This is a genomic window from Tardiphaga sp. 20_F10_N6_6 (assembly GCF_052076045.1).
Classification (GTDB): domain Bacteria; phylum Pseudomonadota; class Alphaproteobacteria; order Rhizobiales; family Xanthobacteraceae; genus Tardiphaga; species Tardiphaga robiniae.
In genome coordinates, this window is record NZ_CP197239.1 from 4,741,478 (window position 1) to 4,764,132 (window position 22,655).

Below are 22,655 nucleotides of genomic sequence, written 5' to 3' on the forward strand. Positions count from 1 at the left end.
GGTTCGTCGGACCGCCCCATTGGCGGTTTCCCCACTCGGCGAAACCCATTATGGTGCCCTCAGACTTAGCTGCCAGCGAAGTTTTAACCCCATTATTATCAAAGGCTTGGCGGTTTCCGCGCCTTTGGAGGACGCCTTGACGACCTATATCTCGACGCGGGGAGAGGCCCCGAAACTCGGTTTTTGCGATGTCATGCTGACCGGGCTTGCCCGCGACGGCGGCCTCTACATTCCCGAGGTCTGGCCCCAGTTGTCAGCCGAGACCATCGCGTCGCTGTTCGGCCGGCCCTATTGGGAAGTCGCCGTCGAGGTGCTCCGGCCGTTCGTGGCCGGCGAGATTTCCGACGAGGATCTCGGGCGCATGGCCAATGAGGCCTATGCCACCTTCCGCCATCCCGCCGTGGTGCCGCTCGACCAGACCGCGTCGAACCAGTTCGTGCTCGAGCTGTTTCACGGCCCGACGCTGGCGTTCAAGGACGTCGCCATGCAGCTCATCGCGCGGCTGATGGATCACGTCCTCGCCAAGCGCAATCAGCGTACCACGATCGTGGTCGCGACCTCCGGGGACACCGGTGGCGCTGCCGTCGATGCCTTCGCCGGTCGCGACAATGTCGATCTCGTCGTACTGTTCCCAAACGGCCGTATTTCCGACGTGCAGCGTCGCATGATGACCACGACCGGCGCGTCGAACGTCCATGCGCTCGCCGTCGAGGGCCATTTCGACGATTGCCAGGCGATCGTGAAGGGTCTGTTCAATCATCACAAGTTTCGTGACGCCGTGTCGCTGTCGGGTGTGAACTCGATCAACTGGGCGCGTATCGTTGCGCAGGTGGTTTACTACTTCACCTCGGCAGTCGCCGTCGGTGCGCCTGCACGCAGCGTTGATTTCACGGTACCTACCGGCAATTTCGGCGACATCTTTGCGGGTTATGTGGCCAAGCGCATGGGTCTGCCGGTGCGCAAGCTGCGCGTCGCTGCCAACGTCAACGACATCCTCGATCGCACGCTCAAGACCGGCATCTACGAGGTGCGTGAGGTGCACGCCTCGTCGTCCCCGTCGATGGACATTCAGGTGTCGTCGAATTTCGAACGTCTGCTGTTCGAAGCCTCCGGCCGCGATGCTGCGCTGGTGCGTGGCCTGATGGATTCGCTGAAGCAGTCTGGTCGTTTCGTGCTGCCCGAGAAAGTGCTGACCGCGATCCGTGCCGATTTCGAATCCGGCCGCGCCGACGAGGACGAGACATCGGCTGCGATCCGGACCGCATGGCGCGAAACCGGCGATCTGATCGATCCGCATACCGCCGTGGCATTGGCCGTCGCCGATCGTGACACCACCGAGATGCATGTGCCCAATGTCGTGCTGTCGACAGCGCATGCAGCGAAATTCCCTGATGCGGTGGAAGCGGCGTGCGGCGTGCGGCCGGCATTGCCGGTCTATCTGGAAGGGCTGATGACGAAGCCCGAGCATATTAAGGTCATGAAGAATGACCAAAGCGATATTGAGCAGTTCGTGCTGTCGGTCAGCCGTGCTGCGAAGCAAGGAGTATCCTGATGACCGTCGAAGTTACCAAACTGCCTTCGGGCCTAACGGTTATCACCGATACCATGCCGCATCTGGAAACCGCAGCGCTCGGCGTCTGGACCGGCGTCGGTGGCCGCGATGAGAAGCCCAACGAGCACGGCATCTCGCATCTGCTTGAGCACATGGCGTTCAAGGGCACCAAGAAGCGTTCGTCGCGCGAGATCGTCGAGGAGATCGAGGCGGTTGGCGGCGATCTCAATGCCGCGACCTCGACCGAAACCACAGCCTATTACGCCCGCGTGATGAAGGCCGATGTGCCGCTCGCGCTCGACGTGCTCTCCGACATTCTCGCCAATCCGACATTCGTGCCGGATGAGCTGGAGCGCGAGAAGAGCGTGATCGTGCAGGAGATCGGCGCGGCGCAGGATACGCCGGACGATGTCGTGTTCGAACACCTCAACGAGCTCTGCTATCCCGACCAGCCGATGGGCCGTTCGCTTCTGGGCACCGCCAAGACGCTGAAAGGTTTCGACCGCGACATGCTGCAGAGCTACCTGTCCACGCATTATCGCGGGCCGGACATGGTGGTAGCTGCAGCCGGCGCCGTGAATCATCGCCAGGTCGTGCATGAAGCCGCTGATCGCTTTTCCAGCTTCGAAGGCACGGCTGCGCCGAAGCCGCAGCCGGCGATGTTCGGCAAGGGCGGCTCGCGTGTGGTCAATCGCGATCTTGAACAGGCGCATCTGACGCTGGCGCTGGAAGGCTTGCCGCAATCGGACCTGTCGCTGTTCAGCCTGCAGGTCTTTACGAACATTCTCGGCGGCGGCATGTCCTCGCGGCTGTTCCAGGAAGTGCGTGAGAAGCGCGGCCTCTGCTATTCGATCTACACCTTCCACGCGCCCTATACCGACACCGGCTTCTTCGGCCTCTATACCGGCACCGATCCCACCGATGCGCCGGAGATGATGGAAGTCATCGTCGATGTCATCAACGAGTCGGTGGAGACATTGACCGAAGCCGAAATCGCGCGCGCCAAGGCGCAGATGAAGGCCGGTCTGCTCATGGCGCTGGAGAGCTGCAGCTCGCGCGCCGAGCAATTGGCGCGGCACATGCTGGCCTATGGCCGTCCGCTCACCGTGGAAGAGCTCGTCCAGCGCATCGATGATGTCAGCGTGGAATCGACCCGCAACGTCGCCCGTGGCCTGCTGACGCGCAGCCGCCCGGCCGTGGCGGCGCTCGGCAGCGGCCGGGGGCTGGACACGGCAGTGGCTTTTGCGGAAGGATTGACCCGCGCCAAGGACAAGAGCCTGCTCCACTAGGCAGGTGAGGTCCGAGGCATCAGGGAGCGAGCCTATGGCCCTGTTTCGTTTGCCATCAAGCATGCCGGCGGCGCTGGCGCCGCGCGGCTACGGCGTTGCATTGCGCGCGCCCGTGATGAGCGATTTTCCGCAATGGGCCGATCTGCGTGAGCTGAGCCGGGGTTATCTCACGCCGTGGGAGCCGATCTGGCCGTCAGACGACCTGACGCGCTCCGGCTTTCGCCGCCGGCTGCGCCGCTATGCCGACGATGCGTCTGCCGATCGCGCCTATCCGTTTCTGGTGTTTCGCGAGTCCGATGGCACGCTGCTGGGCGGCGTGACGCTCGCCAATGTGCGCCGGGGCATCGTCCAGGCCGGCACCATCGGCTACTGGGTCGGCCAGCCCTATACCGGGCAGGGCGTCATGACCGCGGCGCTGCGGGTGCTATTGCCGACCTTGTTTGGCGAGTTGAACCTGCACCGCATCGAGGCGGCCTGCATTCCCAGCAACCTGCCGTCGGTGCGGGTGCTGGAGAAGTGTGGCTTCTCGCGCGAGGGGCTGGCGCGGCGTTATCTCTGCATCAATGGCATCTGGCAGGATCACCTGCTTTACGGCATGCTGCATGAGGACTTCCGCGGGTAGTCGTGCTGCAACGCGATGTCCGGATGTGGCGCAATGGCGCATCTGTCCTCTCTCAAGCGCCTTGTTTAAGTGCCTTGGGTTCGCCGCCATTGCGCTGTTATAAGGCCCTGCGCACGCCTTGGGCGGGGCAGCGCAAACGACTGAATTTCCGGGGATATCTTCACAATGCGCAACATTCGTTCGATGCCGATCAGCGGCCGCACCGGCGCGCTCCGCGGCCTGCTGGTGATCACTGCAGCAAGCCTGACGCTGGCCGGTTGCGGCGGCGGCAGCATGTTCGGCGGCGGTTCGCCGAGCAGCAGCGGCGGCGGCAGTCCGTCGATGACCGATCGCTTCACCCAGTTGTTCTCGGGCAAGTCCACCGAGGTCGGCGCGCCGCAGTCGCCGCAGACCGACGAGAACGATCTGACCTGCCCGAGCGTCAGCATCCGGCCGGGTGCCTCGACCTATGCGGTCGGCGCTGCGGGCAAGCCTGCGGTCGGCAACGATCTGGCTTTCCAGGCCACCATCACCCGGACAGCGCGCTCCTGCGATCTCAATGGCGGTCAGATCTCGGTCAAGATCGGCATCCAGGGCCGCGTCATCGTCGGGCCGGCCGGCGCGCCAGCAGTGGTCGATGTGCCGCTGCGTGTCGCCGTGGTGCAGGAGGGCGTGACGCCGAAGACCATCGCCACCAAGGTGTTCCAGACCAATGTGCAGATCGGCAGCGAGACCAGCGTGCCGTTCAGCCTGGTCGGTGAGGATCTTGTTTATCCCGTGCCCACAGGCACTGCAGGCGATTCCTACATCTTCTATATCGGCTTCGATCCGCAGGCCCTGAAATCGCAGGCACCCGCACGCAAGCGGCGCTAAGGGGGTATCCGAGCCAACAAAAAAGCCGGCGCGATGATCTCGCGCCGGCTTTTTTAGTTTGACGTCTTTCGCTTAGTTCAGCTTGGAGCGAACTTCGCCGATACCCTTGGCGATCAGGTCGTCGGCTACCGAGCCCTTTACGGACTGCGACAGTACCGAGGCTGCCGCATTCACTGCGGCTTCGGCTGCGGCTGCGCGAACGTCTGCGATAGCCTGGGCTTCCGCCATCGCGATCTTGCCCTCTGCGCTCTTGGTGCGGCGAGCGACAAAATCTTCCATCTTGGTCTTGGCTTCGGCGGCGATGCGCTCGGCCTCTTCCTTGGCGGAAGTAATGATGTCCTGCGCTTCGCGCTCGGCCGCTGCATGACGCTTCTTGTAGTCTGCGAGCAGCGCGGCGGCTTCATCACGCAGGCGACGGGCGTCGTCGAGTTCCTGCTTGATGCGGACGCTGCGGTGGTCGAGCGCCGTCAGGATGGTGCGGTGAATACCGAACCAGCCGAAAACCGCCATCAGAAGGACAAAAGCGACGGCGACCCAGAATTCAGCTTGAAGTCCGAACATCCGTTTATCCTTTCAGCGACGCGTCGAGCGCGGCGTTGACGGCGCCTGCATCCGGGTTGATGCCCGTCAGGCGTTCGACGATCGCCGAGGCCGTGTCCGCAGCAATGCTGCGCACATTGCCCATCGCCGTTGCGCGGGTGGTGGCGATGGTCTGCTCCGCTGCAGCAAGCTTGGTGGCAAGGCTCTCTTCGAGCTTCGCCTTCGCCTGCTCCTGTTCCGCATTGAGCTTCTCACGAACTTCGGTCGCCATCGCCTGCGCCTTGGCGCGGGCATTGGCGAGTTCGGTTTCGTAAGCCTTCAATGCAGCGTCGGAATCGCCCTTGAGCTTGGCGGCTTCGTTCAGGTCCGTATCGAGAACCTGCTGACGGGCCGCAAGCACGCCGCCGACGCGGGGCAGCGCCAGACGCGACACGATCAGATAGAGCAAGCCGAACGCGATCGCGAACGACACCAGCTGTGAAGCGAAGGTGTTGCTCTCGAACGGCGGAAACGACGCCTTGTGACCACCGTCTGCCGCAGTGTGTGCGGCAGTCCCGTGATCGGCGCCCTTGGATTTGCCCTGACCTTCAGCCACAGCAGTCTCCTTATCGATCGGAAGCGCTCCAGGACGGAGCGGCAACCGGATCCGTTTTCAGCTTAGACGGCGAACAGCAGCAGCAGCGCGATCAGCAGCGAGAAGATGCCGAGCGCTTCGGTCACGGCGAAGCCGAAGATCAGGTTAGCGAACTGGCCCTGGGAAGCCGACGGGTTGCGGAGCGCACCGTTGAGGAACTGGCTGAAGATCATGCCGACGCCGATGCCAGCGCCACCCATGCCGAGACAAGCAATGCCGGCGCCGATGTACTTCGCTGCGATGGGATCCATAGTAAAACTCCTTCTTGGGATAGGGGATTAAGACAGTTGAGGGGTGGAATTCCGCCAGAACACTAAAACGCGGTTAGTGGCCCGGATGAAGTGCGTCGTTGAGATAGATGCAGGTCAGGATCGTGAACACATAGGCCTGCAGGAAGGCGACCAGCAGTTCCAGTGCGGTCAGCGCCGTGGTCATGGCCAGCGGCAGCACCGAACCGAAAATGCCGAGTGCGCCGAGTGCGCTCAGCGAGGTCACGAAGCCGGCAAAAACCTTCAGCGTGATGTGGCCGGCCAGCATGTTGGCGAACAGACGAACCGAATGCGACACCGGGCGGGACAGGAACGAGATCACCTCGATCACCGTAACCAGCGGCAGGATGTAAATCGGAATACCGTGCGGCACGAACAGCTTGAAGAAGCCGAGACCGTTTTTGTAGAGGCCGTAGAGCAGCACGGTCAGGAACACCATCAATGCCAGCGCGACGGCGACGATCAGATGGCTGGTGACGGTGAAGGTATAGGGGATGATGCCGATCAGATTCGCCGTCAGGATGAACATGAACAGCGAGAACACGAACGGGAAGAACTTCATGCCTTCTTCGCCGATGCTACTGCGCACCGTATTCGAGACGAATTCGAAGGACAGCTCGGCGACCGACTGGAAACGGCTCGGGATCAGCGCACGTCCGGCGCTGCCGCCGATCATCAGCAGCGACACGACGGCGACGGCGCCGAACATATAGGCCGATGAGTTGGTGAAGGCGATTTCCTGATTGCCGATATGGCCCAGGGTGAAGATCTTGTGGATCTCAAATTGATGGATCGGATCGGCCATCCACGTCGGTCTTTCAATTCGGCCGGAACGTCCGGCGTTTCCTTGCCGGACAGCCGGCACTCAAATGCTGCGCCAACGACGCAGAGGTCTTGGGCGCGAATTTCTTATTCCGCTTTTTTCCCGACACCAGCCGAGCGCATCACGTTCATCACGCCGGCGACGAAACCGAGCAGCATGAGAACGATCAGCCCCCACGGCGATGTCGACAGCAAACGATCGAAGCCCCAGCCCAGAATCGTTCCGACGACGACGCCCGCGACCAGTTCCGAAGAAAGACGGAGACCCACCGCCATGGCCGATGCCCTGGACTGCGCGTTTCCGCTTCCAGTTTCGGATTGGTCAGTCTGAAGTTTGCGCTCATCCTGAAGTTTGGACAGACGCTGATTCAGACTTCCGAGCCTTGCGGAAAGCGCAGCCTCATCGGGAGACGATTTGCCATCGTTTCTGCGTTCACTGTCATCGTCCCGTGTGCCGTTCGTCATGCTTGCGACACTCGAAATAACGCTGCAAATGCTGGAAATAACGCCCCATCACCCTTCAAAGCCGGGCGGACCATACTTAGCGCATCTTGCCAAGTCAAGATTCGCTGATCGCTTGTTAGCGCCTTGATTCACTTGATTTTATTGGCAAAATTCGAATCCCGCTGTGCGGGATCGCCGCAGTGCAAGAGTGACTTTCGAGGTGATCTATCTTGCACGGCGCAGGGCGCTCTGTTGGAGTACCGCAGAGTTTGAAAACGCCCCTGCCGGAGCCCGGAATGTCTCAAGAGATCGACTACTATTTTTCGCTGCCATCGCCCTGGGCCTATATCGGCCACACGCTCTTTCGCGATCTCGTAAGTACTTATGATCTCAAGGTGAATCATAAACCGGTATTTCTCGGCGATCTGTTTTCGGAAACCGGCGGCCTCCCGCTCGGCAAGCGTCATCCGGTGCGGCAGCGCTACCGAATGCTTGAATTGCAGCGCTGGCGCGACAAACGCGGTCTCGATTTTCATCTGCAGCCGAAGAACTGGCCATTTGATGGCCGACTCGCCGATGGTCTGGTGATCGCGGCGCTCGAGGCCGGACACGATCCGGACCCGTTCCTGCGCCGCGCGTTTCCTGCGGTCTGGGAAGGTCAGCTCAATCTCGGCGACACGGCCGTGCTGACCAGGCTGGCGGATGATTCGGGGCTGCCGGGCGCGAAACTGCTAGAGCGCGCGGCGTCCAGCGATGTGGCTGCGATATACGAACAGAACCGTCAGGAAGCGATTGCGGCTGACGTGTTCGGCTCGCCGGCCTATGTGCTCAACGGTGAAGTATTTTGGGGCCAGGACCGGCTCGAATTGCTGGCTGATGCGTTGAAGACGAAGCGAGCGCCTTTCAAATCTCAAATCTGAGCACATCTGAGAGTAAAGGCAGCTATCGCCCCGAACTCGCAACGCGGAGCATCTCCATGAAGAATGCTGTGGTGCGTTTTGCCTCCCCCGGACAGTCCATGCGGTACGCTGCGTGGGTTGGCGCGGTGCTGATGGCCGGGATCGTCAGTGCGTCTGCGCAGGCCCTCCCGGACATCGAGAATGGCCGTTATTCGCTGTCGCCGATCGCTGAAGGCGTCATTCGCCTGGATACCCGCACCGGCACGGTTTCGACATGCACGGATAAGGGATCCGGCTGGGCCTGCTATGTTTTGCCGGATGAACGTGCCGCGCTCGATACCGAGATAGGGCGGCTGCAGAAGGACAACGACAGACTGAAGGCGGAGCTTGCGGAGCGCGGTCCAGCCGTCGCCGGCAAGACCGATGAAGCGCTCCCGAAGCAGGATTCGCTAAAGCCCGGGAAGTCAGGGAGTGCGGATGGCGAGAGGAAGATCGAGATTCCGCTGCCGAGCGAACGCGACGTCTATCGGGTGATGGCCTTTGTCGAAAATGCGTGGCGACGCCTTGTCGACATGGCCAGCCGCATCCAGCGCGATTCCAGCGGGAAAATCTGAGCGCTGCGAGTTTCGCGTCGGATGGCAGTGCTTACATAGTTGACTGGTAGGATGCGCAGCGCCTCTGCGGCGATATTGAGAGAATAATTCGGTACTAGCAGAGAGGAGCCAAATCGTACGTTTTTGGACTTAAGGGAGCACTTTGATGCCGAGATTTTATTTTGATCTCGTCGATGGGACGACCGTGCCCGACGCTTCCGGGCAGATTTTGCGCAATGAATTGCTGGCCGCTGAGGTCGCCGACAAGCTCGCGGGCGATATTTACAAGATCAGGCCCGAGCTCCGCGGCAAGCACTTCGCCATTTCCGTCCGCAACGAGGAAGGCGATGAAATTCACCGCGCAGACGTGGTTAGCTCCGACGATTAACGTAGTGCGCAGCTCCTATTTGCGGTCGAGCCCGATATCGTCGCCGTCGCCATGAATGGCGTCGCGGTCGGCTTGATCGGTGTTGTCTGCGTCCTTGATGACAGCTTTCTCCTGCGCGCGCTGTTCGTCCTTGCGTGGCCCCGGCCCCGGAATGTCCCTTGATGTCTTAGGCTTCATGGCGTTTTCCCTCGTCCGTCCTAATTGAAGGGGGAACGCCATCTCGGCGTTTTGGTTCATCAGTCAAGGTGGAATTGGCCAAGAGGGGACTTCATGACATCTGCCAGATCCGTTACGCGCAGCGCGCCGTCTTCAGTTCGTGTCGAGACCGTGATGTCGTCACTGCTGACTGTGCAGACATCCGGTGCCGGCTTCATCGATATCACCCGCGAGGTCGGCAAATTCCTGAGCGAGATCGAGGCCCGAGAAGGTGCGTTGACGCTGTTCGTCCGCCATACCTCCGCATCGCTCACCATCCAGGAAAACGCCGATCCTTCCGTGCTGGTCGATCTCATGACAACGCTCGATCGTCTTGCGCCTCAGGATTTTAACTGGACGCACGATACGGAGGGTCCCGACGATATGCCGGCGCATGTTCGTACCATGCTGACCGCAACCTCGCTGCACATCCCCGTTCTGTCAGGCAAGCTCGCGCTTGGAACCTGGCAGGGGATCTATCTGATCGAACACCGCGCCCGCCCGCATCGCCGCGAGGTGGTGCTGCAGTTCGTCGGCGCGACCTGACGCTCGCAGATCTGCTGAAACAAAAAAAGGCCGCGGATTGCTCCGCGGCCGGTTTGTTGTCGTCGTGTCCGCCGACAGCCAGGCTGCCGGCTTGGTGAGATTAGTTCGCGCTGATATCGACGTCCTTGGTCTCCGGCAGGAAGAAGAAGCCGACGACCACGGTGATTGCCGCGAAGATGATCGGGTACCACAAGCCGGCATAGATATCGCCGGTCGAGGCCACGATGGCGAAGGCAGTCGCCGGGAGAAGTCCGCCGAACCAGCCGTTGCCGATGTGATAGGGCAGCGACATCGAGGTGTAGCGGATCTTGGTCGGGAACAGTTCGACCAGCATTGCCGCGATCGGCCCGTAGACCATGGTTACGAACAGCACCAGGACGAACAGCAGTCCGATCACCGCCGCGACCTGCGGACGGAAGATATCGAACGGATGCGCCATCTTCACGATCTGCGCGTCGCCCGCCTTGGGATAGCCCGCCGCCTGAACCGCTGCGAGAACCTGCGGGTTCGACGCTGCAGCCGCGGTGTAGGGCACGTCCTTGCCGTTGACGACGACCTTCACGCCCGAGCCCGCTGCACCGTAGGCGGTCGAGTACTTGACCGACGACTGGGCCAGATAGGCGCGGGCCGTATCGCAAGGCGTGGAGAACACGCGGGTGCCGACCGGGTTGAACAGATCGCCGCACAGCGCGGGATCTGAAACGACTTCCACCTTCACGGTCTCGATCGCCTTTTCCAGAGTCGGGTTGGCGTTGGTGGTGATCATCCGGAAGATCGGGAAGAAGGTCAGCGCTGCGATCAGGCAGCCTGCCAGAATGATCGGCTTGCGGCCGATCTTGTCGGACAGGGCGCCCCAGAACACGAAGAAGCCGGTGCCGAGCAGCAGCGACCACGCGATCAGGAGATTCGCGGTGTAACCGTCGACCTTGAGGATCGATTGCATGAAGAACAGCGCGTAGAACTGGCCGGTGTACCAGACCACGCCCTGGCCCATCACGCCGCCGAACAGTGCGATCAGCACGATCTTGGCGTTGCTCCAGTTGCCGAAGGCTTCGGTGAGCGGAGCCTTGGAGCCCTTGCCCTCGTCCTTCATCTTCTGGAACACGGGCGATTCATTCAGGCGCAGACGGATCCAGACCGAGATGCCGAGCAGAACCACCGAGACCAGGAACGGAATGCGCCAGCCCCAGGCGGCGAATTCAGGCTCACCCAGCGCCGACCGCGTGAACAGGATCACGAGTAGCGACAGGAACAGGCCGAGCGTGGCCGTGGTCTGAATGAACGACGTGTAGTAGCCGCGCTTGCCGGCCGGCGAGTGTTCCGCCACATAAGTTGCCGCGCCGCCATATTCGCCGCCGAGCGCAAGGCCCTGCAGCAGGCGCAGGCCGATCAGGATGATCGGAGCCGCGATGCCGATGGTCGCTGCGTTAGGCAGGATGCCGACGATGAAGGTCGACAGGCCCATGATGAGGATGGTGACGAGGAACGTATACTTGCGGCCGACGATGTCGCCGACGCGTCCGAACACGATGGCGCCAAACGGACGAACGATGAAGCCCGCGGCGAAGGCCAGCAGCGCGAAGATGTCGCGCGTGGCCTGATTGAACATCGGCAGCTTGGTGGCGGGATCGATCACGCCGAAGAACTGCGCGCCGATGATGCCGGCCAGCGAGCCGAACAGGTAGAAGTCATACCATTCGAAAACGGTGCCGAGCGATGACGCGAAGATGACGAAGCGTTCGTCCTTCGTCATCCCCTGGGCTTTCGCCGATGTTGCTGCGATGGTGGACATGTTTGAATCGCTCCCCAAATCCGTTGCAAAATTTATTGTGGCTTCTCGCTCGCTGCGCCGAACTTCTGTCGGCTCATTGCAGAGAACTTCGATGCAAAAGGTAGCATTGCGGGGAAATGCGACCCAATACGACTTTAGGCCGTGCGCAAGGGGCTGCGCGCAGACGTCGCAGTGGTGGAAAACGTCCTTCCGGACGTGCGCGCGCATATGAAATATTGCATCGCACAATGGCCGGCGTTCACCAATTTACCGCGTGGCAGCATTGGACGCTTGCAAGACGTTGTCGCGCGGGGGACACTTGTGGCGAAATGCGCTTTTGCGCGTCGTCTCAACGCGGTCGCTGGTTCGCCGCAAGATTTTTGCATGGATTTTGATGACCGTTATCGCTCCCTCGCGCCTCATTATTGCCGACGATCATCCGTTGTTCCGCGGTGCATTGCGGCAGGCGGTCAGCAGTGTGCTGCCGACGACCACGGTCGATGAAGCCGGTACGTTCGAGGATCTGACCAAACTGCTGGAACAGGATTCCGACGTCGATCTGATCCTGCTCGATCTGTCGATGCCCGGGATATCAGGATTCTCGGGACTGATTTACCTCCGAGCACAGTATCCCGCGATTCCGGTGGTTATCGTCTCCGCCAGCGATGACGTGGGTACGATCCGCCAATCGCTGGACTTTGGCGCGTCAGGCTTCATTCCAAAACGCTTCGGGGTCGATACGCTGCGCGATGCCATCGTGCGCGTGATGGATGGCGACGTCTGGGTTCCACCGGACGTCGACATGTCCGCAGCAGCCGATCCGGAAATGAGCAAACTGCGCGATCGGCTGGTGACGCTGACGCCGCAGCAGGTCCGCGTGCTGATGATGCTGTCGCAGGGTCTGCTCAACAAGCAGATCGCCTATGAGCTTGGCGTGTCCGAGGCGACCATCAAGGCGCATGTCTCGGCGATCCTGCAGAAGCTCGGCGTCGAGAGCCGCACCCAGGCTGTCATCGCCGCCGCAAAGATCGCTGGCGGCCAGTGGCGCCAGGGCGAGCAGACGCCGCAATAATCGGATTATTCCGCCGCGATCATCTGCTGCGTGCGCCATTGCCCGAGCAGCGCGCGCAGCGACGCCGGTTTGACCGGCTTGTTCAGCACGGCGATCTTCTCCTGCCGTGCAGCCGACTGCACATGCGGGCTGCGGTCGGCAGTAATCAGAATCGCCGGGATTTCCTTGCCGAAGCGGGTGCGGATTTCCCGGATCGCGGCGACGCCGTTGCCGCGGTCGAGATGGTAATCGACCAGCAAGCCCGTGAGCCGTCGGCCTGAGGCCTGGATTTCGGCAATCGCATTCATCGCAGCTTCCGGATCAGGGACGGCGACGACCTCGGCTCCCCAGGCCTGCAGCAGCGTCTTCATGCCATCGAGAATCGCCATGTCGTTCTCGATACAGACAACGAGCGTGCCCGACATCGGTGACTTCGACAGAGGCGTCGCGCTGGTGACCGCGGTGGTGTGATTGATCGCCTTGGCGACGGGCACCGTCACCGAGAAGAACGAGCCGCCGCTGCGATTGGAATCCAGCGCGATGCCGTGATTGAGCACATGGGCGAGGCGCTTGACGATCGACAGGCCGAGCCCGAGGCCACGCGCTATCCGTGCGCCCTGTTCGAGCCGGTGAAATTCCTTGAAGATCTCGCCACGTTTGAGGATCGGAATGCCGACGCCGGTATCGTAGATGCCGATCTGCAAGGCCTTGCCGCGGCGCCGGCAGCCGACCAGGACGCGGCCGTGCGGTGTGTATTTGATCGCGTTTGAGATCAGGTTCTGCAGAAGGCGCCGTAGCATCAGGCGATCGGATTCGACGGGCAGTGAGCACGGCACGAATGTAAGCTTGACGCCGCGGGCGTGCGCGATCGGTGCATATTCGATCTCGAGTGAACGCATCAGGTCGCCGATGCGGAAACTCGAAATCGCGGGACTCATGGCGCCGGCATCGAGGCGTGAGATGTCGAGCAGGGCGCCGAGGATTTCCTCGATGGCCTCCAGCGAGTCGTCGATATTCTCGACCAGCCGCGCGTCCTCGCCGCCGCTCTTTCGCTCGACCAGGCTGGTGACATAGAGCCGTGCGGCATTGAGCGGCTGTAGAATGTCGTGGCTGGCAGCGGCCAGAAAGCGGGTCTTGGAGATGTTGGCATCTTCCGCAGTGCTCTTGGCGAGCGCCAGTTCGGAATTCAGCCGTGTCAGCTCCTCGGTGCGGTCGCGGACGCGTTTTTCCAGCGTGGCATTGGCGCGCTCCAGCGCCTCTGCTGCCTCGAAGCTGGGTGTGACGTCGGAGAAGGTCAGCACAAGCCCGCCATCGGGCATTTTATTGGTACGTACTTCGATGACGATCTGGCGGTCCTGAAGACGTTCAAGATAAGGCTCGCCCTCGGTGGTGTAGGCAGCCAGCCGTGCCTGTGTCAGCGTTTCGTTGTCGCCGTAAGGCGATGCGCTCTGGATGCCGATGAATTCCAGAATCTCCCGGAGCGGAATGCCGATCTGCACGATCTGCGGCGGCAGGCCGAGCAGTTCGCCGAACTGCCGGTTTGACACGATCAGCTGCAGGTCGGGGTTGAAGACGGCGATGCCCTGGCGGACGTGGTTGAGCGCGGTCTGCAGGATCTCGCGATTGAAATGCAGCGCCGCATGCGAATCGTCGAGCAGCTTCAAGGCCGCTTTGGCCGACACCGTGCGCTTGCGCAGCAGCAGCGACATCACCACGCGGGACGAGGCTGCGCCAATCGATGACGCGATCAGATATTCTGCGTGCTGCAGCAGTTCGAAATCCGCAGGCGCGGCTGGATCGAGATCGACACGGCGACGCGTGGCGAAAGCATCGAAGGATTCGCGCGCGCGGTCCGGGCCGAGATATTGGGTCACGGTGCTGAGAATGTCCTGCACCGTCACCGTGGTCCGCCAGCGCCGGAATGCCGGTGTGATCGGCGCCAGTGTGTTCGGCACGAAGACGTCAGCCTGCAGCCGTTCGATCGACGACGGCGCCCGCATCAGCGACAGCACGATATAGGTCAGGATATTGAGCGACAGGCTCCAGAGCGTGCCGTGCAGCAGCGGTGGCAATTCCGTGCCGAGCAGGTCCTGTGGCCGCAGCGCCTCGATGCCGAACGGGCCGTGCTGCAGGAACAGGACGCCTGCGGTACTGCCTTCAAGGAAGCTCGGGATGAACAGCGTATAGGCCCAGACGATGAAGCCGACCACCATGCCGCCCATGGCGCCACGGGCAGTCGCGCGCCGCCAGATCAGCCCGCCAAAGAAAGCCGGAGCGAGTTGCGCGATGGCGGCAAATGACAGCAGGCCGATGGCGGCCAGTTGCGTATTGCCGAGTGCGCGGAAATAGAAATAGGCCATCACCATGATGGCGAAGATCGAAAACCGCCTTGCCTTGAGCAGGAAGTTGCCGAAGTCGGTCTGCTCATTCTGCGTCTGCGGTCCGCGCCGCAAGACCAGTGGCAACACGATATCGTTGGACACCATGATGGCCAGCGCAACGCATTCGACGATCACCATCGCGGTGGCAGCCGACAAGCCGCCGATGAACACCGCCATGCTGAGCGCGCTGGAGCCAGCTTCGATCGGCAGCGCCAGCACATACATGTCGCTGTCGACGGCGCCAAACGGAAAGGTCACGAGGCCCGCCAGGGCGATCGGAATGACGAACAGGTTGATGGCGATCAGATAGGTGGGAAACAGCCAGCGCGCACGGCTCACTTCGGAGTCGCTGGAATTCTCGACGACGCTGACGTGGAACTGCCGGGGCAGCAACATGATGGCACAGAACGACAGCAGCACCATCGTGAGGAAATTGCCGAACGACGGCACATAGTTGATGGCGCGCATCGCCTCCGGTGTCTTCATCGCGCGCTCGACCAGCTCCGAGGGGCCGAACATCCAGAATGTCACGAAGGCGCCGGCGATGATGAACACCACCAGCTTGACGATGGATTCGGTAGCCACGGCGAGCATCAAGCCGTGCTGATGCTCGGTCGCATTGGTCTGCCTTGTGCCGAACAGCACGGCGAACATCGCCATTGCGAGAGTCACGACCAGTGCCATGTCGCCGACGATGGGAACGCCGGCAATGGCCTTGTCCTCGCCGAGGATCGTTTCCAACGACGACGCGACGGCTTTCAGCTGCAGCGCAATGTACGGAACCGAGCCGATGATGGCGATCACGGCCACGGTAGCGGCGACGGCCTGGCTCTTGCCGTAGCGCGCGGCGATGAAGTCGGCGATCGAGGTGATGTTCTGGGTCTTGGCGAGGTGGATCACACGCCGCAGCACGGGCGAGAAGAAGGCAAAGAACAGGATCGGGCCGACATAGATCGCGAGGAAATCCACGCTGGTCCGGCTGGCCACGCCGACCGAGCCGAAGAACGTCCATGACGTGCAATAGATCGCCAGCGACAGCGGATAGATGACGGCCTTGGCACGGCCGCTCTGGAACAGCGCGATCCGGTCGCCATAGCTGGCGACGCAAAACAGAAATCCGATGTAGCAGAGGGCGGCAACAATCACGCCCCAGTCGTGCAGCATCGTGCGTGCTCCCTTTGGCGGGCTGAAGCCCGTCCGTCAGGCGAAAATCTAGCCGGTTGCGCCGGTGTAGGCGACAGGGATCTGGCCGGACGCCGGGGAATGCCGGATCGTCGTTAAATCCAGCGCGGGCCGAAAAAGGCGATCAGGATAATGAACAGCCACGCGGTCACGCCGGCCAGCAGAGCGAGGCGGTAATCGAACGTGCCGACCGTGAGATAGCAGATGCCGAGAAAAGCGAGATAGGCCGGAATGGTCTTCGCGCCGGCCATGCAGGCTTCCCGGAAGCCTGCGCTGTCGCCTTTTGCGCCGACGATGAGGAGCGCAATGATCGCAAAGGTCGGAAACAACGGCAGAATGCCGGGCAGCGTGTTGCCCCGTTTGGACAACCAGGCAATCAGGGCGGTGAGGAGCCCGCCGAGAATACCTTTCCAGATGATGTCCAAGGGATGTCCTTCAGGTGAGCCGCAGCAAGCTCCGCCCTCATCCTGAGGAGCGGCCACTTGGCCGCGTCTCGAAGGATGGCGGGAAGCGCCGGTGCGCATCATCTCATGGTTCGAGACGCGCGCAAGGGCGCGCTCCTCACCATGAGGGGCGGAGCATGCTGTTACTCCGCTGCCAGCGCCTTGGTGCGCAGTGGCAGGCCGAGTTCATCCCACACCTGCAGCAGCGATTCCGCGAGGTGATCGATCAGCACGTCGTCGTGATAGGGCGACGGCGTGATGCGGAGGCGCTCGGCGCCCTTGGCGACGGTCGGGTAGTTGATAGGCTGGATGTAGATGCCGTGATCTTCGAGCAGCAGATCGCAGGCCTTCTTGCAAAGTTCGGCATCGCCGACGAACACCGGCACGATATGGGTGTCGGTGGACATCACCGGAATGCCGGCCGCGGTGAGGATCGCCTTGACCCGCGCGGCGCGGTCCTGATGACGCTCACGCTCCCAGCTTGAGCTCTTCAGGTGTTTGATCGCTGCGGTCGCGGCCGAGCAGATCGCCGGCGGGAGCGCGGTGGTGAAGATAAAGCCCGGCGCATAGGAGCGCACGGCATCCACAATGTCCTTGTTTGCTGCGATATAGCCGCCGAGGCAGCCATAGGCCTTGGCCAGCGTGCCTTCCAGTACGTCGATGCGGTGCATCACGCCGTCGCGCTCGGCGATGCCGCCGCCGCGTGGGCCATACATGCCGACCGCATGGACTTCATCGACATAGGTCATCGCGCCGTAACGTTCGGCGAGATCGCAGATCGCAGCCAGCGGCGCGACGTCGCCATCCATCGAATACAGACTCTCGCAGGCGATCAGCTTCGGACGCGCGGGATCTGCAGCCTTTAGCAGTTCCTCGAGATGCGCGACGTCGTTGTGACGGAACACGACGCGGTCGCAGCCGGCCTGCCGGATGCCTTCGATCATCGAGTTATGATTCAGTGCGTCGGACAGGATCAGGCAATTCGGCATCAGCTTGGCGAGCGTGGAAATGCCGGTCTGGTTCGAGACATAGCCAGAGGTGAACAGCAGTGCGGCCTGCTTGCCGTGGAGGTCCGCGAGTTCTTCCTCGAGCTGCACCAGCGGATGGTGGGTGCCTGCGATATTGCGGGTCCCGCCGGCACCGGTGCCGACGCGGGTCGCGGTCTCGACCATGGCGCCAACCACTTTGGGGTGCTGGCCCATGCCGAGATAATCGTTGGAGCACCAGATCACGACATTCCGCGGACCTTGCGGCGTGTGCCAGACCGCATGCGGGAACCGACCGGCAATGCGCTCGAGGTCGGCGAAGACACGATAGCGGCGCTCGTCATGCAAACGATTGAGCGCGTCACTGAAGAACTTGCTGTAATCCATCGCAAAAGACCCAAAAACGAAACCCGAACCCAGCGTCAGGTGCGTTTTAGAGCTTTTCCAGCTTGGCTGTCGAGGCGCAATTGGTCAATTTGACCAAGCGCCGCAGCTTTTGATGTGCATCAAGAGCCTGAGGTCGTTCACGAATTTTTGCTGCGCTGCAGGTTACGCCGATTTGAACCGCAGCATGCCATCGGCGCCCATTGTCGAGGTCAGCCGCTTCTGCGCCAGCATGTGATTGACGTGGGCGATCAATTCGCCGGCGGCAAATCCGGTCTGGTGGGCATCCAGCTTGTGCTTGTGAAACACCACCGGCACCAGCTGGGCGGACGTCTTGCCGGCATCCTTGCACGCTGCGGCGATCATCTGGCAGCGCTCTTCATGATGATCGGCGAGCTGCTTGATGCGGATCTTGAGGCCGTGAAAGGGCACGCCGTGACCGGGGAGCACGAGCACGTCGTCGGGCAGTGTATCAGCGAGACGTTTCAGTGAATGCAGATAGGAGCCGAGCGAATTCTCGTCGGGCTCATGGGCCCAGACGCTGACATTCGGCGAGATCTTGCTCAGCACCTGATCGGCCGACAGGAACAGTTTATCGGCCTCGCAATACAGCATCACCTGATCCGGCGAATGGCCGGCGCCGGTGAGCACGCGGAAGGTGCGCGTGCCGATCACGAGATCGTCGCCGTCGGACAACCGGCGATAGGCGGCTGGCAGCGGCACCGTCTTCTTCAGATATTCCTGGCCGCGGCCGAGCAATTGCTCGGTGATATCTGCATCCATGCCGTGGCGATGGAAGAACTGCCGCATATTGACGATGCGCTCTTCGGTGCGGCGGTGCTGGTGATAGACGCCCTGCAGATATTCGACTTGCGACATATAGAACGGGCAGTTGAACCGCTGCACCATCCAACCGGCCTGGCCGACATGATCGGGATGCGCGTGGGTGACGATCACCTTGCTGATCGGTTTGCCCTTCAGCGGACCTTCGAACAGTTTCGTCCATGCAGCGATGGTCGCGTCGTTGCCGATGCCGGTATCCACCATGGCCCAGCCATCGCCGTCGGCGAGCAGATAGATGTTCACATGGTTGAGGCGAAACGGCAGGTCGAGCCGGATCCAGAGAACGCCCGGAGCAATTTCGACCACCTGATCGGTCCCGGGATGGTTCTCCCAGGGATAGCGGAGGTCATCGGCTGGCTTTGTGCTGGCGTCTGTTTTCGAATGCATCGGTTCTGTCACAATGTCCTTTTCATCCGGCTTAGCGGGCCAAGGACCCCTGCGCCAGCACAAATTCGGCTGGTGCAGGGCATGGGTTTATGCGCTGGCGCGCATATCGGCCTGTGCTGAAGCGGTAACCGGCGGAGTCGGCGTGCTCTTTCCGCTCACGTCGTCGAGCCGCGAGGTCATGCCGAGCCGGTCCAGCAGGTTGGCGTCGCGGTCGGTCTGGGGGTTTTTCGTGGTCAGCAGTACGTCACCGATGAAGATCGAATTGGCGCCGGCGACAAAGCACAGCGCCTGCAATTCATCGGTCATATATTGCCGTCCGGCGGAAAGCCGCACCACGCTCTTCGGCATCATGATACGCGCCACGGCAATCATGCGGACCAGCGCGATCGGATCCGGGCGCTCGGCGGTGTCGTTGACCGGCACGCCCTTCACTTCGTTCCACATATTGATCGGCACGCTGTCCGGATGATGCGGCAGGTTGGCCAGCAGCATCAGCATGCCCAGACGATCCTCGACCTGCTCGCCCATGCCGATGATACCGCCGCAGCAGACCTTGAGGCCGGCATGACGCGCCCGCGCCAATGTCTCGATGCGGTCTTCCATCGTACGCGTGGTGATGATCTTGCCGTAGAATTCCGGCGAGGTATCGACATTGTGATTGTAGAAGTCGAGCCCGGCGTCCTGCAGGCGCTTGGCCTGATCTTCCGTGAGCATGCCCAGCGTCGCGCAGGTCTCGAGGCCGAGATCCTTCACCGCGCTGACCATGTCGCAGACGCGGTCGAGATCCTTGTCCTTGGGATTGCGCCAGGCCGCGGCCATGCAGAAGCGGCTCGCACCGGCATCCTTGGCGCGCTGCGCCGTGGCAACCACGGCGTCGCGATCCATCAGCTTGGTCGCCTTGACGTCAGTGTTGTAGTGCGCGCTTTGCGAGCAATAACCGCAGTCTTCCGCGCAGCCGCCGGTCTTGATGCTGAGCAGGCTCGCGGTCTCGACGTGATTCGGATCGAAATTGCTGCGGTGGGTGCTCTGCGCCTGAAAAATCAGGTCCGCAAACGGCAAATCATAGAGTGCCTGGGCTTCATGGCGCTGCCAGTCGTGGCGCAGTTCGGTCGATGTCCATGCAGAGGGAGTTGGGGGCATTCACGCAATCCTTACATTCTGCGCAGCCACCGGTCATGGGCTGCTGTGAAAGCAGTCCATGATTTTGAGGGTTGGAGCAATGACGCTGGCCGGGTGCAGCCATGCGCTGGATCGCCGCTCCTATGCCGCGCGGATGCTCGACAGGAATTCGTCGATTTCACCGCGAAGAACGTCGGCCTCGCGGCGCAGTTCGCCCGAGGCGCCGAGCACGTCGTTGGCAGCCGTGCCGGCCTGCGTCGATGCATCGCTGACACCGACGATGTTGCTTGACACTTCGCTGGTGCCGCCCGCGGCATGCTGGATGTTGCGCGCGATCTCGCGCGTTGCTGCACCTTGCTGTTCGACGGCGGTAGCGATGGCAGCACTCACATGATTGATCTCGGCGATGGTCTGCCCGATGTTGCGGATCGCTCCGACGGCGGTGGACGTCACCTGCTGCATCGACACGATCTGCGTGCGAATCTCGTCGGTGGCCTTTGCGGTCTGATCGGCAAGGCTCTTCACCTCGGAGGCCACCACGGCGAAGCCGCGGCCTGCATCGCCCGCGCGCGCTGCTTCGATGGTCGCGTTGAGCGCCAGGAGGTTGGTCTGCGAGGCGATGGTCTGGATCAGATCGATCACCACGCTGATGCGGTTGGCGTTGTCGGCCAAGCCCTGCATCGTCGCATCGGTTTCGCCGGCCTCGTTGACGGCCTTTGCGGCGATTTCGGTTGAGGTTACGACCTGTCGGCTGATCTCGTTGATCGATGACGACAGTTGCTCGGTCCCGGCCGACACCGTCTGGACGTTTACCGAGGTTTCCTCTGCGGCCGACGCGACGGCGCTGACCAGCGCGCTGGAACGATCGGCAGTAGCCGTCATGCTCTGCGCGGTCGATTGCATGGAATCGGCCGAGCTCTGCAGCTTCTCCAAAGCGGTGCGCACCTTGCTCTCGAAGTCGACGATGCGGGCTTCGATACGCGACGTGCGTTCGCCCTTGGCGATGCGGTCCTGATCCTGTTCCGCGCTGAGCGTGCGGGCGTTGATCATGCTGTCGCGGAACACTTCGAGCGTGCCCGCCATCGCGGCGATTTCGTCCTGCTGGCGGCTTCGGGCGATCTCGGTGTCGAGATCTCCGCTGGACAGCCGCTGCATCGCGCGCTGCAATTGCGCGAGCCGGCGCAGGATGCTGCGGCCGACATAGAGCCAGACGAACAATGCCGATCCGATCAGCGTCAGCGCGCCGAGGCCGAGCATCACCTGCGTCGCCAGCGTGATTGTCGTCTGCGCCTGTGTCGTGGCGGCGTCGGTTTCGCTGCGTACCTTGTCGACCAGTTGCTTGACGCTCATGCCGAGGCCGACATTGAGCTTGCGCGTCTCGTCGAGAATGAGTTCGCCATATTCGACGGTGTCCATCTCTTTCTGGCGCACCTTGAAGACGCTGTTCTTGCCGTTACCGATCGCCAGCAGCTGCAAGGCGGCTTCCTTGAGTTCTTTGGTCCCCTTGATGCCGACGAGAGCATCGAGATTGGATTTGACGCGGGTCTGGGCGGCCTTGAAGTTGTCTTCGATCGGAGAGAGCGCTTCCGACGAGCCGGCAGACAGTGCGGCCATCAGATCGGACGAGATCAGGTTGGTGCTGGCGACGACTTCGCCGACCTGCACGATGACGCGCGCAGCTTCGCCCGAATCTTCGGCCGAGAAGACTGTTGCCCGCAGCGTGTCGTTCATCACGTTCTGGGCGTCGGTGGCGGCTGGCTCCGACATCTTGACGAAGTTTGCTGCAGCGGCGCGCAGGGAGTCGTATTGCTTCTGATGCTGGGCGACGGCGTCGAGGCGTTCCTGGGTGGCAGCGCCAAGGCTGCGAATCGTGTCTTCAATGTTCTTGACGGTATCGGCCAGGGCGGCGACCACGGCCTTGTCGGCGCCGAGCTTGGCGATGGTGTCGAGCTTCTCGACTGCAATCTTGTGCGTATCGCGCATGCGCTGCGAGCGTTCCTTCAGAACGTCGGGGCTGCTCGATGCCAGCAGCATCGGGCCCTGGCTGGCAAGGCTCTCGCTGGCGGTGGCCAGTTGAAGGCTGGCGGTCAGTTTCGGAATGTCCCGGCCGTTCAGGTCCGTCATCATGCCGCCGAGCTGACCGAGAATCATGCCGGCACCGGCACTGATCAGGATTGCCATGCCCGCGATAACAGCAAAGGCGGCGAACAGGCTGCCGCGGATGCCCCAACGGGGCCGCGAGAAACGAAACCGTCCGAATTTTCCGATGAACGACGTCAGTGCCATTGATTCCCCCCGCGTCCACCGTCCTGGTGGCGGATCGCGTAGAGAGTATGTAGGTACCGGGTTAATATTCGGGTAAATCGGCAACCTTTGGCTGTCGCGGGGCTTGCGAGGTTACCAAAGGGTAAAACGAAAAAAGGCCGGCGTTTCCGCCGGCCTTTCCGTAGTTAAGAGCCTGAA

General features: G+C 61.8%; 22 protein-coding genes. 9 read left to right on the top strand and 13 right to left on the bottom strand.

Annotation, left to right across the window (positions count from 1 at the left end):
* Positions 1-136: 136 nt before the first annotated feature.
* The 4 genes from thrC to AB7813_RS22730 all read left to right on the top strand — a co-directional run bounded on the left by thrC (position 137) and on the right by AB7813_RS22730 (position 4,315).
* A complete protein-coding gene (thrC, locus tag AB7813_RS22715; protein ID WP_231078354.1) occupies positions 137-1,552 on the top strand; it encodes a threonine synthase in 1,416 nt (471 codons plus the stop codon).
* Positions 1,552-2,841, top strand: coding sequence for a M16 family metallopeptidase (locus tag AB7813_RS22720; RefSeq protein ID WP_093761650.1), 1,290 nt, complete (start codon positions 1,552-1,554; stop codon positions 2,839-2,841). Before thrC ends, AB7813_RS22720 begins: the two co-directional genes overlap by 1 nt.
* A 34-nt stretch (positions 2,842-2,875) precedes the next feature.
* The gene (locus AB7813_RS22725; protein ID WP_175365935.1) at positions 2,876-3,463 is read left to right on the top strand and encodes a GNAT family N-acetyltransferase; all 588 of its coding nucleotides are present in this window, start codon (positions 2,876-2,878) and stop codon (positions 3,461-3,463) included.
* 165 nt (positions 3,464-3,628) lie between these two features.
* Positions 3,629-4,315, top strand: a complete 687-nt coding sequence (locus AB7813_RS22730) for a hypothetical protein (protein WP_244528475.1) — start codon at positions 3,629-3,631, stop codon at positions 4,313-4,315.
* 72 nt (positions 4,316-4,387) lie between these two features.
* Here the strand turns inward: AB7813_RS22730 and AB7813_RS22735 are convergent, their stop codons facing one another.
* The 5 genes from AB7813_RS22735 to AB7813_RS22755 all read right to left on the bottom strand — a co-directional run bounded on the left by AB7813_RS22735 (position 4,388) and on the right by AB7813_RS22755 (position 7,045).
* On the bottom strand, positions 4,388-4,876 hold the full coding sequence (locus AB7813_RS22735; RefSeq protein WP_068732624.1) for a F0F1 ATP synthase subunit B family protein: 489 nt from the start codon (positions 4,874-4,876) through the stop codon (positions 4,388-4,390).
* 4 nt (positions 4,877-4,880) lie between these two features.
* Positions 4,881-5,450, bottom strand: coding sequence for a F0F1 ATP synthase subunit B family protein (locus tag AB7813_RS22740; protein WP_184513054.1), 570 nt, complete (start codon positions 5,448-5,450; stop codon positions 4,881-4,883).
* Between the two features lie 62 nt (positions 5,451-5,512).
* Positions 5,513-5,740 (bottom strand): F0F1 ATP synthase subunit C, encoded by a 228-nt coding sequence (locus AB7813_RS22745; protein ID WP_068732626.1) that lies wholly within the window; start codon positions 5,738-5,740, stop codon positions 5,513-5,515.
* 73 nt (positions 5,741-5,813) lie between these two features.
* The gene (locus AB7813_RS22750; protein ID WP_089266839.1) at positions 5,814-6,563 is read right to left on the bottom strand and encodes a F0F1 ATP synthase subunit A; all 750 of its coding nucleotides are present in this window, start codon (positions 6,561-6,563) and stop codon (positions 5,814-5,816) included.
* Between the two features lie 104 nt (positions 6,564-6,667).
* Positions 6,668-7,045: an AtpZ/AtpI family protein gene (locus tag AB7813_RS22755; protein WP_089266840.1), complete on the bottom strand. Its 378-nt coding sequence runs from the start codon at positions 7,043-7,045 to the stop codon at positions 6,668-6,670.
* Positions 7,046-7,320: 275 nt separating this feature from the next.
* On the opposite strand from AB7813_RS22755, the gene AB7813_RS22760 reads away from it, so the two are divergent.
* The 3 genes from AB7813_RS22760 (at position 7,321) to AB7813_RS22770 (ending at position 8,904) form a co-directional block, all read left to right on the top strand.
* Positions 7,321-7,944: a 2-hydroxychromene-2-carboxylate isomerase gene (locus AB7813_RS22760; protein WP_320446429.1), complete on the top strand. Its 624-nt coding sequence runs from the start codon at positions 7,321-7,323 to the stop codon at positions 7,942-7,944.
* 56 nt (positions 7,945-8,000) lie between these two features.
* Positions 8,001-8,537 carry a hypothetical protein gene (locus tag AB7813_RS22765; protein WP_441228445.1) on the top strand — a complete coding sequence of 179 codons (537 nt, stop codon included), beginning with the start codon at positions 8,001-8,003 and terminating at the stop codon, positions 8,535-8,537.
* 145 nt (positions 8,538-8,682) lie between these two features.
* A complete protein-coding gene (locus AB7813_RS22770; protein ID WP_068732634.1) occupies positions 8,683-8,904 on the top strand; it encodes a DUF6894 family protein in 222 nt (73 codons plus the stop codon).
* Positions 8,905-8,919: 15 nt separating this feature from the next.
* On the opposite strand, the gene AB7813_RS22775 is transcribed toward AB7813_RS22770, so the two are convergent.
* Positions 8,920-9,081 carry a hypothetical protein gene (locus AB7813_RS22775; RefSeq protein WP_170849831.1) on the bottom strand — a complete coding sequence of 54 codons (162 nt, stop codon included), beginning with the start codon at positions 9,079-9,081 and terminating at the stop codon, positions 8,920-8,922.
* A gap of 93 nt (positions 9,082-9,174) precedes the next feature.
* On the opposite strand from AB7813_RS22775, the gene AB7813_RS22780 reads away from it, so the two are divergent.
* Positions 9,175-9,645, top strand: a complete 471-nt coding sequence (locus tag AB7813_RS22780) for a secondary thiamine-phosphate synthase enzyme YjbQ (protein WP_441228446.1) — start codon at positions 9,175-9,177, stop codon at positions 9,643-9,645.
* 100 nt (positions 9,646-9,745) lie between these two features.
* Here the strand turns inward: AB7813_RS22780 and AB7813_RS22785 are convergent, their stop codons facing one another.
* On the bottom strand, positions 9,746-11,398 hold the full coding sequence (locus AB7813_RS22785; protein WP_374725619.1) for an MFS transporter: 1,653 nt from the start codon (positions 11,396-11,398) through the stop codon (positions 9,746-9,748).
* A 412-nt stretch (positions 11,399-11,810) separates the two neighbouring features.
* On the opposite strand from AB7813_RS22785, the gene AB7813_RS22790 reads away from it, so the two are divergent.
* On the top strand, positions 11,811-12,488 hold the full coding sequence (locus tag AB7813_RS22790) for a response regulator (protein WP_068732722.1): 678 nt from the start codon (positions 11,811-11,813) through the stop codon (positions 12,486-12,488).
* 5 nt (positions 12,489-12,493) lie between these two features.
* Here the strand turns inward: AB7813_RS22790 and AB7813_RS22795 are convergent, their stop codons facing one another.
* The 6 genes from AB7813_RS22795 to AB7813_RS22820 all read right to left on the bottom strand — a co-directional run bounded on the left by AB7813_RS22795 (position 12,494) and on the right by AB7813_RS22820 (position 22,478).
* On the bottom strand, positions 12,494-16,012 hold the full coding sequence (locus AB7813_RS22795) for a PAS domain-containing hybrid sensor histidine kinase/response regulator (RefSeq protein ID WP_184513058.1): 3,519 nt from the start codon (positions 16,010-16,012) through the stop codon (positions 12,494-12,496).
* Between the two features lie 113 nt (positions 16,013-16,125).
* Positions 16,126-16,557 (bottom strand): GlpM family protein, encoded by a 432-nt coding sequence (locus AB7813_RS22800; RefSeq protein WP_439079122.1) that lies wholly within the window; start codon positions 16,555-16,557, stop codon positions 16,126-16,128.
* A 59-nt stretch (positions 16,558-16,616) separates the two neighbouring features.
* Positions 16,617-17,846: a 5-aminolevulinate synthase gene (gene hemA, locus AB7813_RS22805; RefSeq protein ID WP_089266846.1), complete on the bottom strand. Its 1,230-nt coding sequence runs from the start codon at positions 17,844-17,846 to the stop codon at positions 16,617-16,619.
* A gap of 162 nt (positions 17,847-18,008) precedes the next feature.
* Complete coding sequence (locus tag AB7813_RS22810) at positions 18,009-19,073, bottom strand: MBL fold metallo-hydrolase (protein WP_441228447.1); 1,065 nt, start codon at positions 19,071-19,073, stop codon at positions 18,009-18,011.
* 87 nt (positions 19,074-19,160) lie between these two features.
* On the bottom strand, positions 19,161-20,213 hold the full coding sequence (bioB, locus tag AB7813_RS22815) for a biotin synthase BioB (RefSeq protein ID WP_439056961.1): 1,053 nt from the start codon (positions 20,211-20,213) through the stop codon (positions 19,161-19,163).
* A 120-nt stretch (positions 20,214-20,333) separates the two neighbouring features.
* On the bottom strand, positions 20,334-22,478 hold the full coding sequence (locus tag AB7813_RS22820; protein WP_441228448.1) for a methyl-accepting chemotaxis protein: 2,145 nt from the start codon (positions 22,476-22,478) through the stop codon (positions 20,334-20,336).
* Positions 22,479-22,655 lie beyond the last annotated feature (177 nt).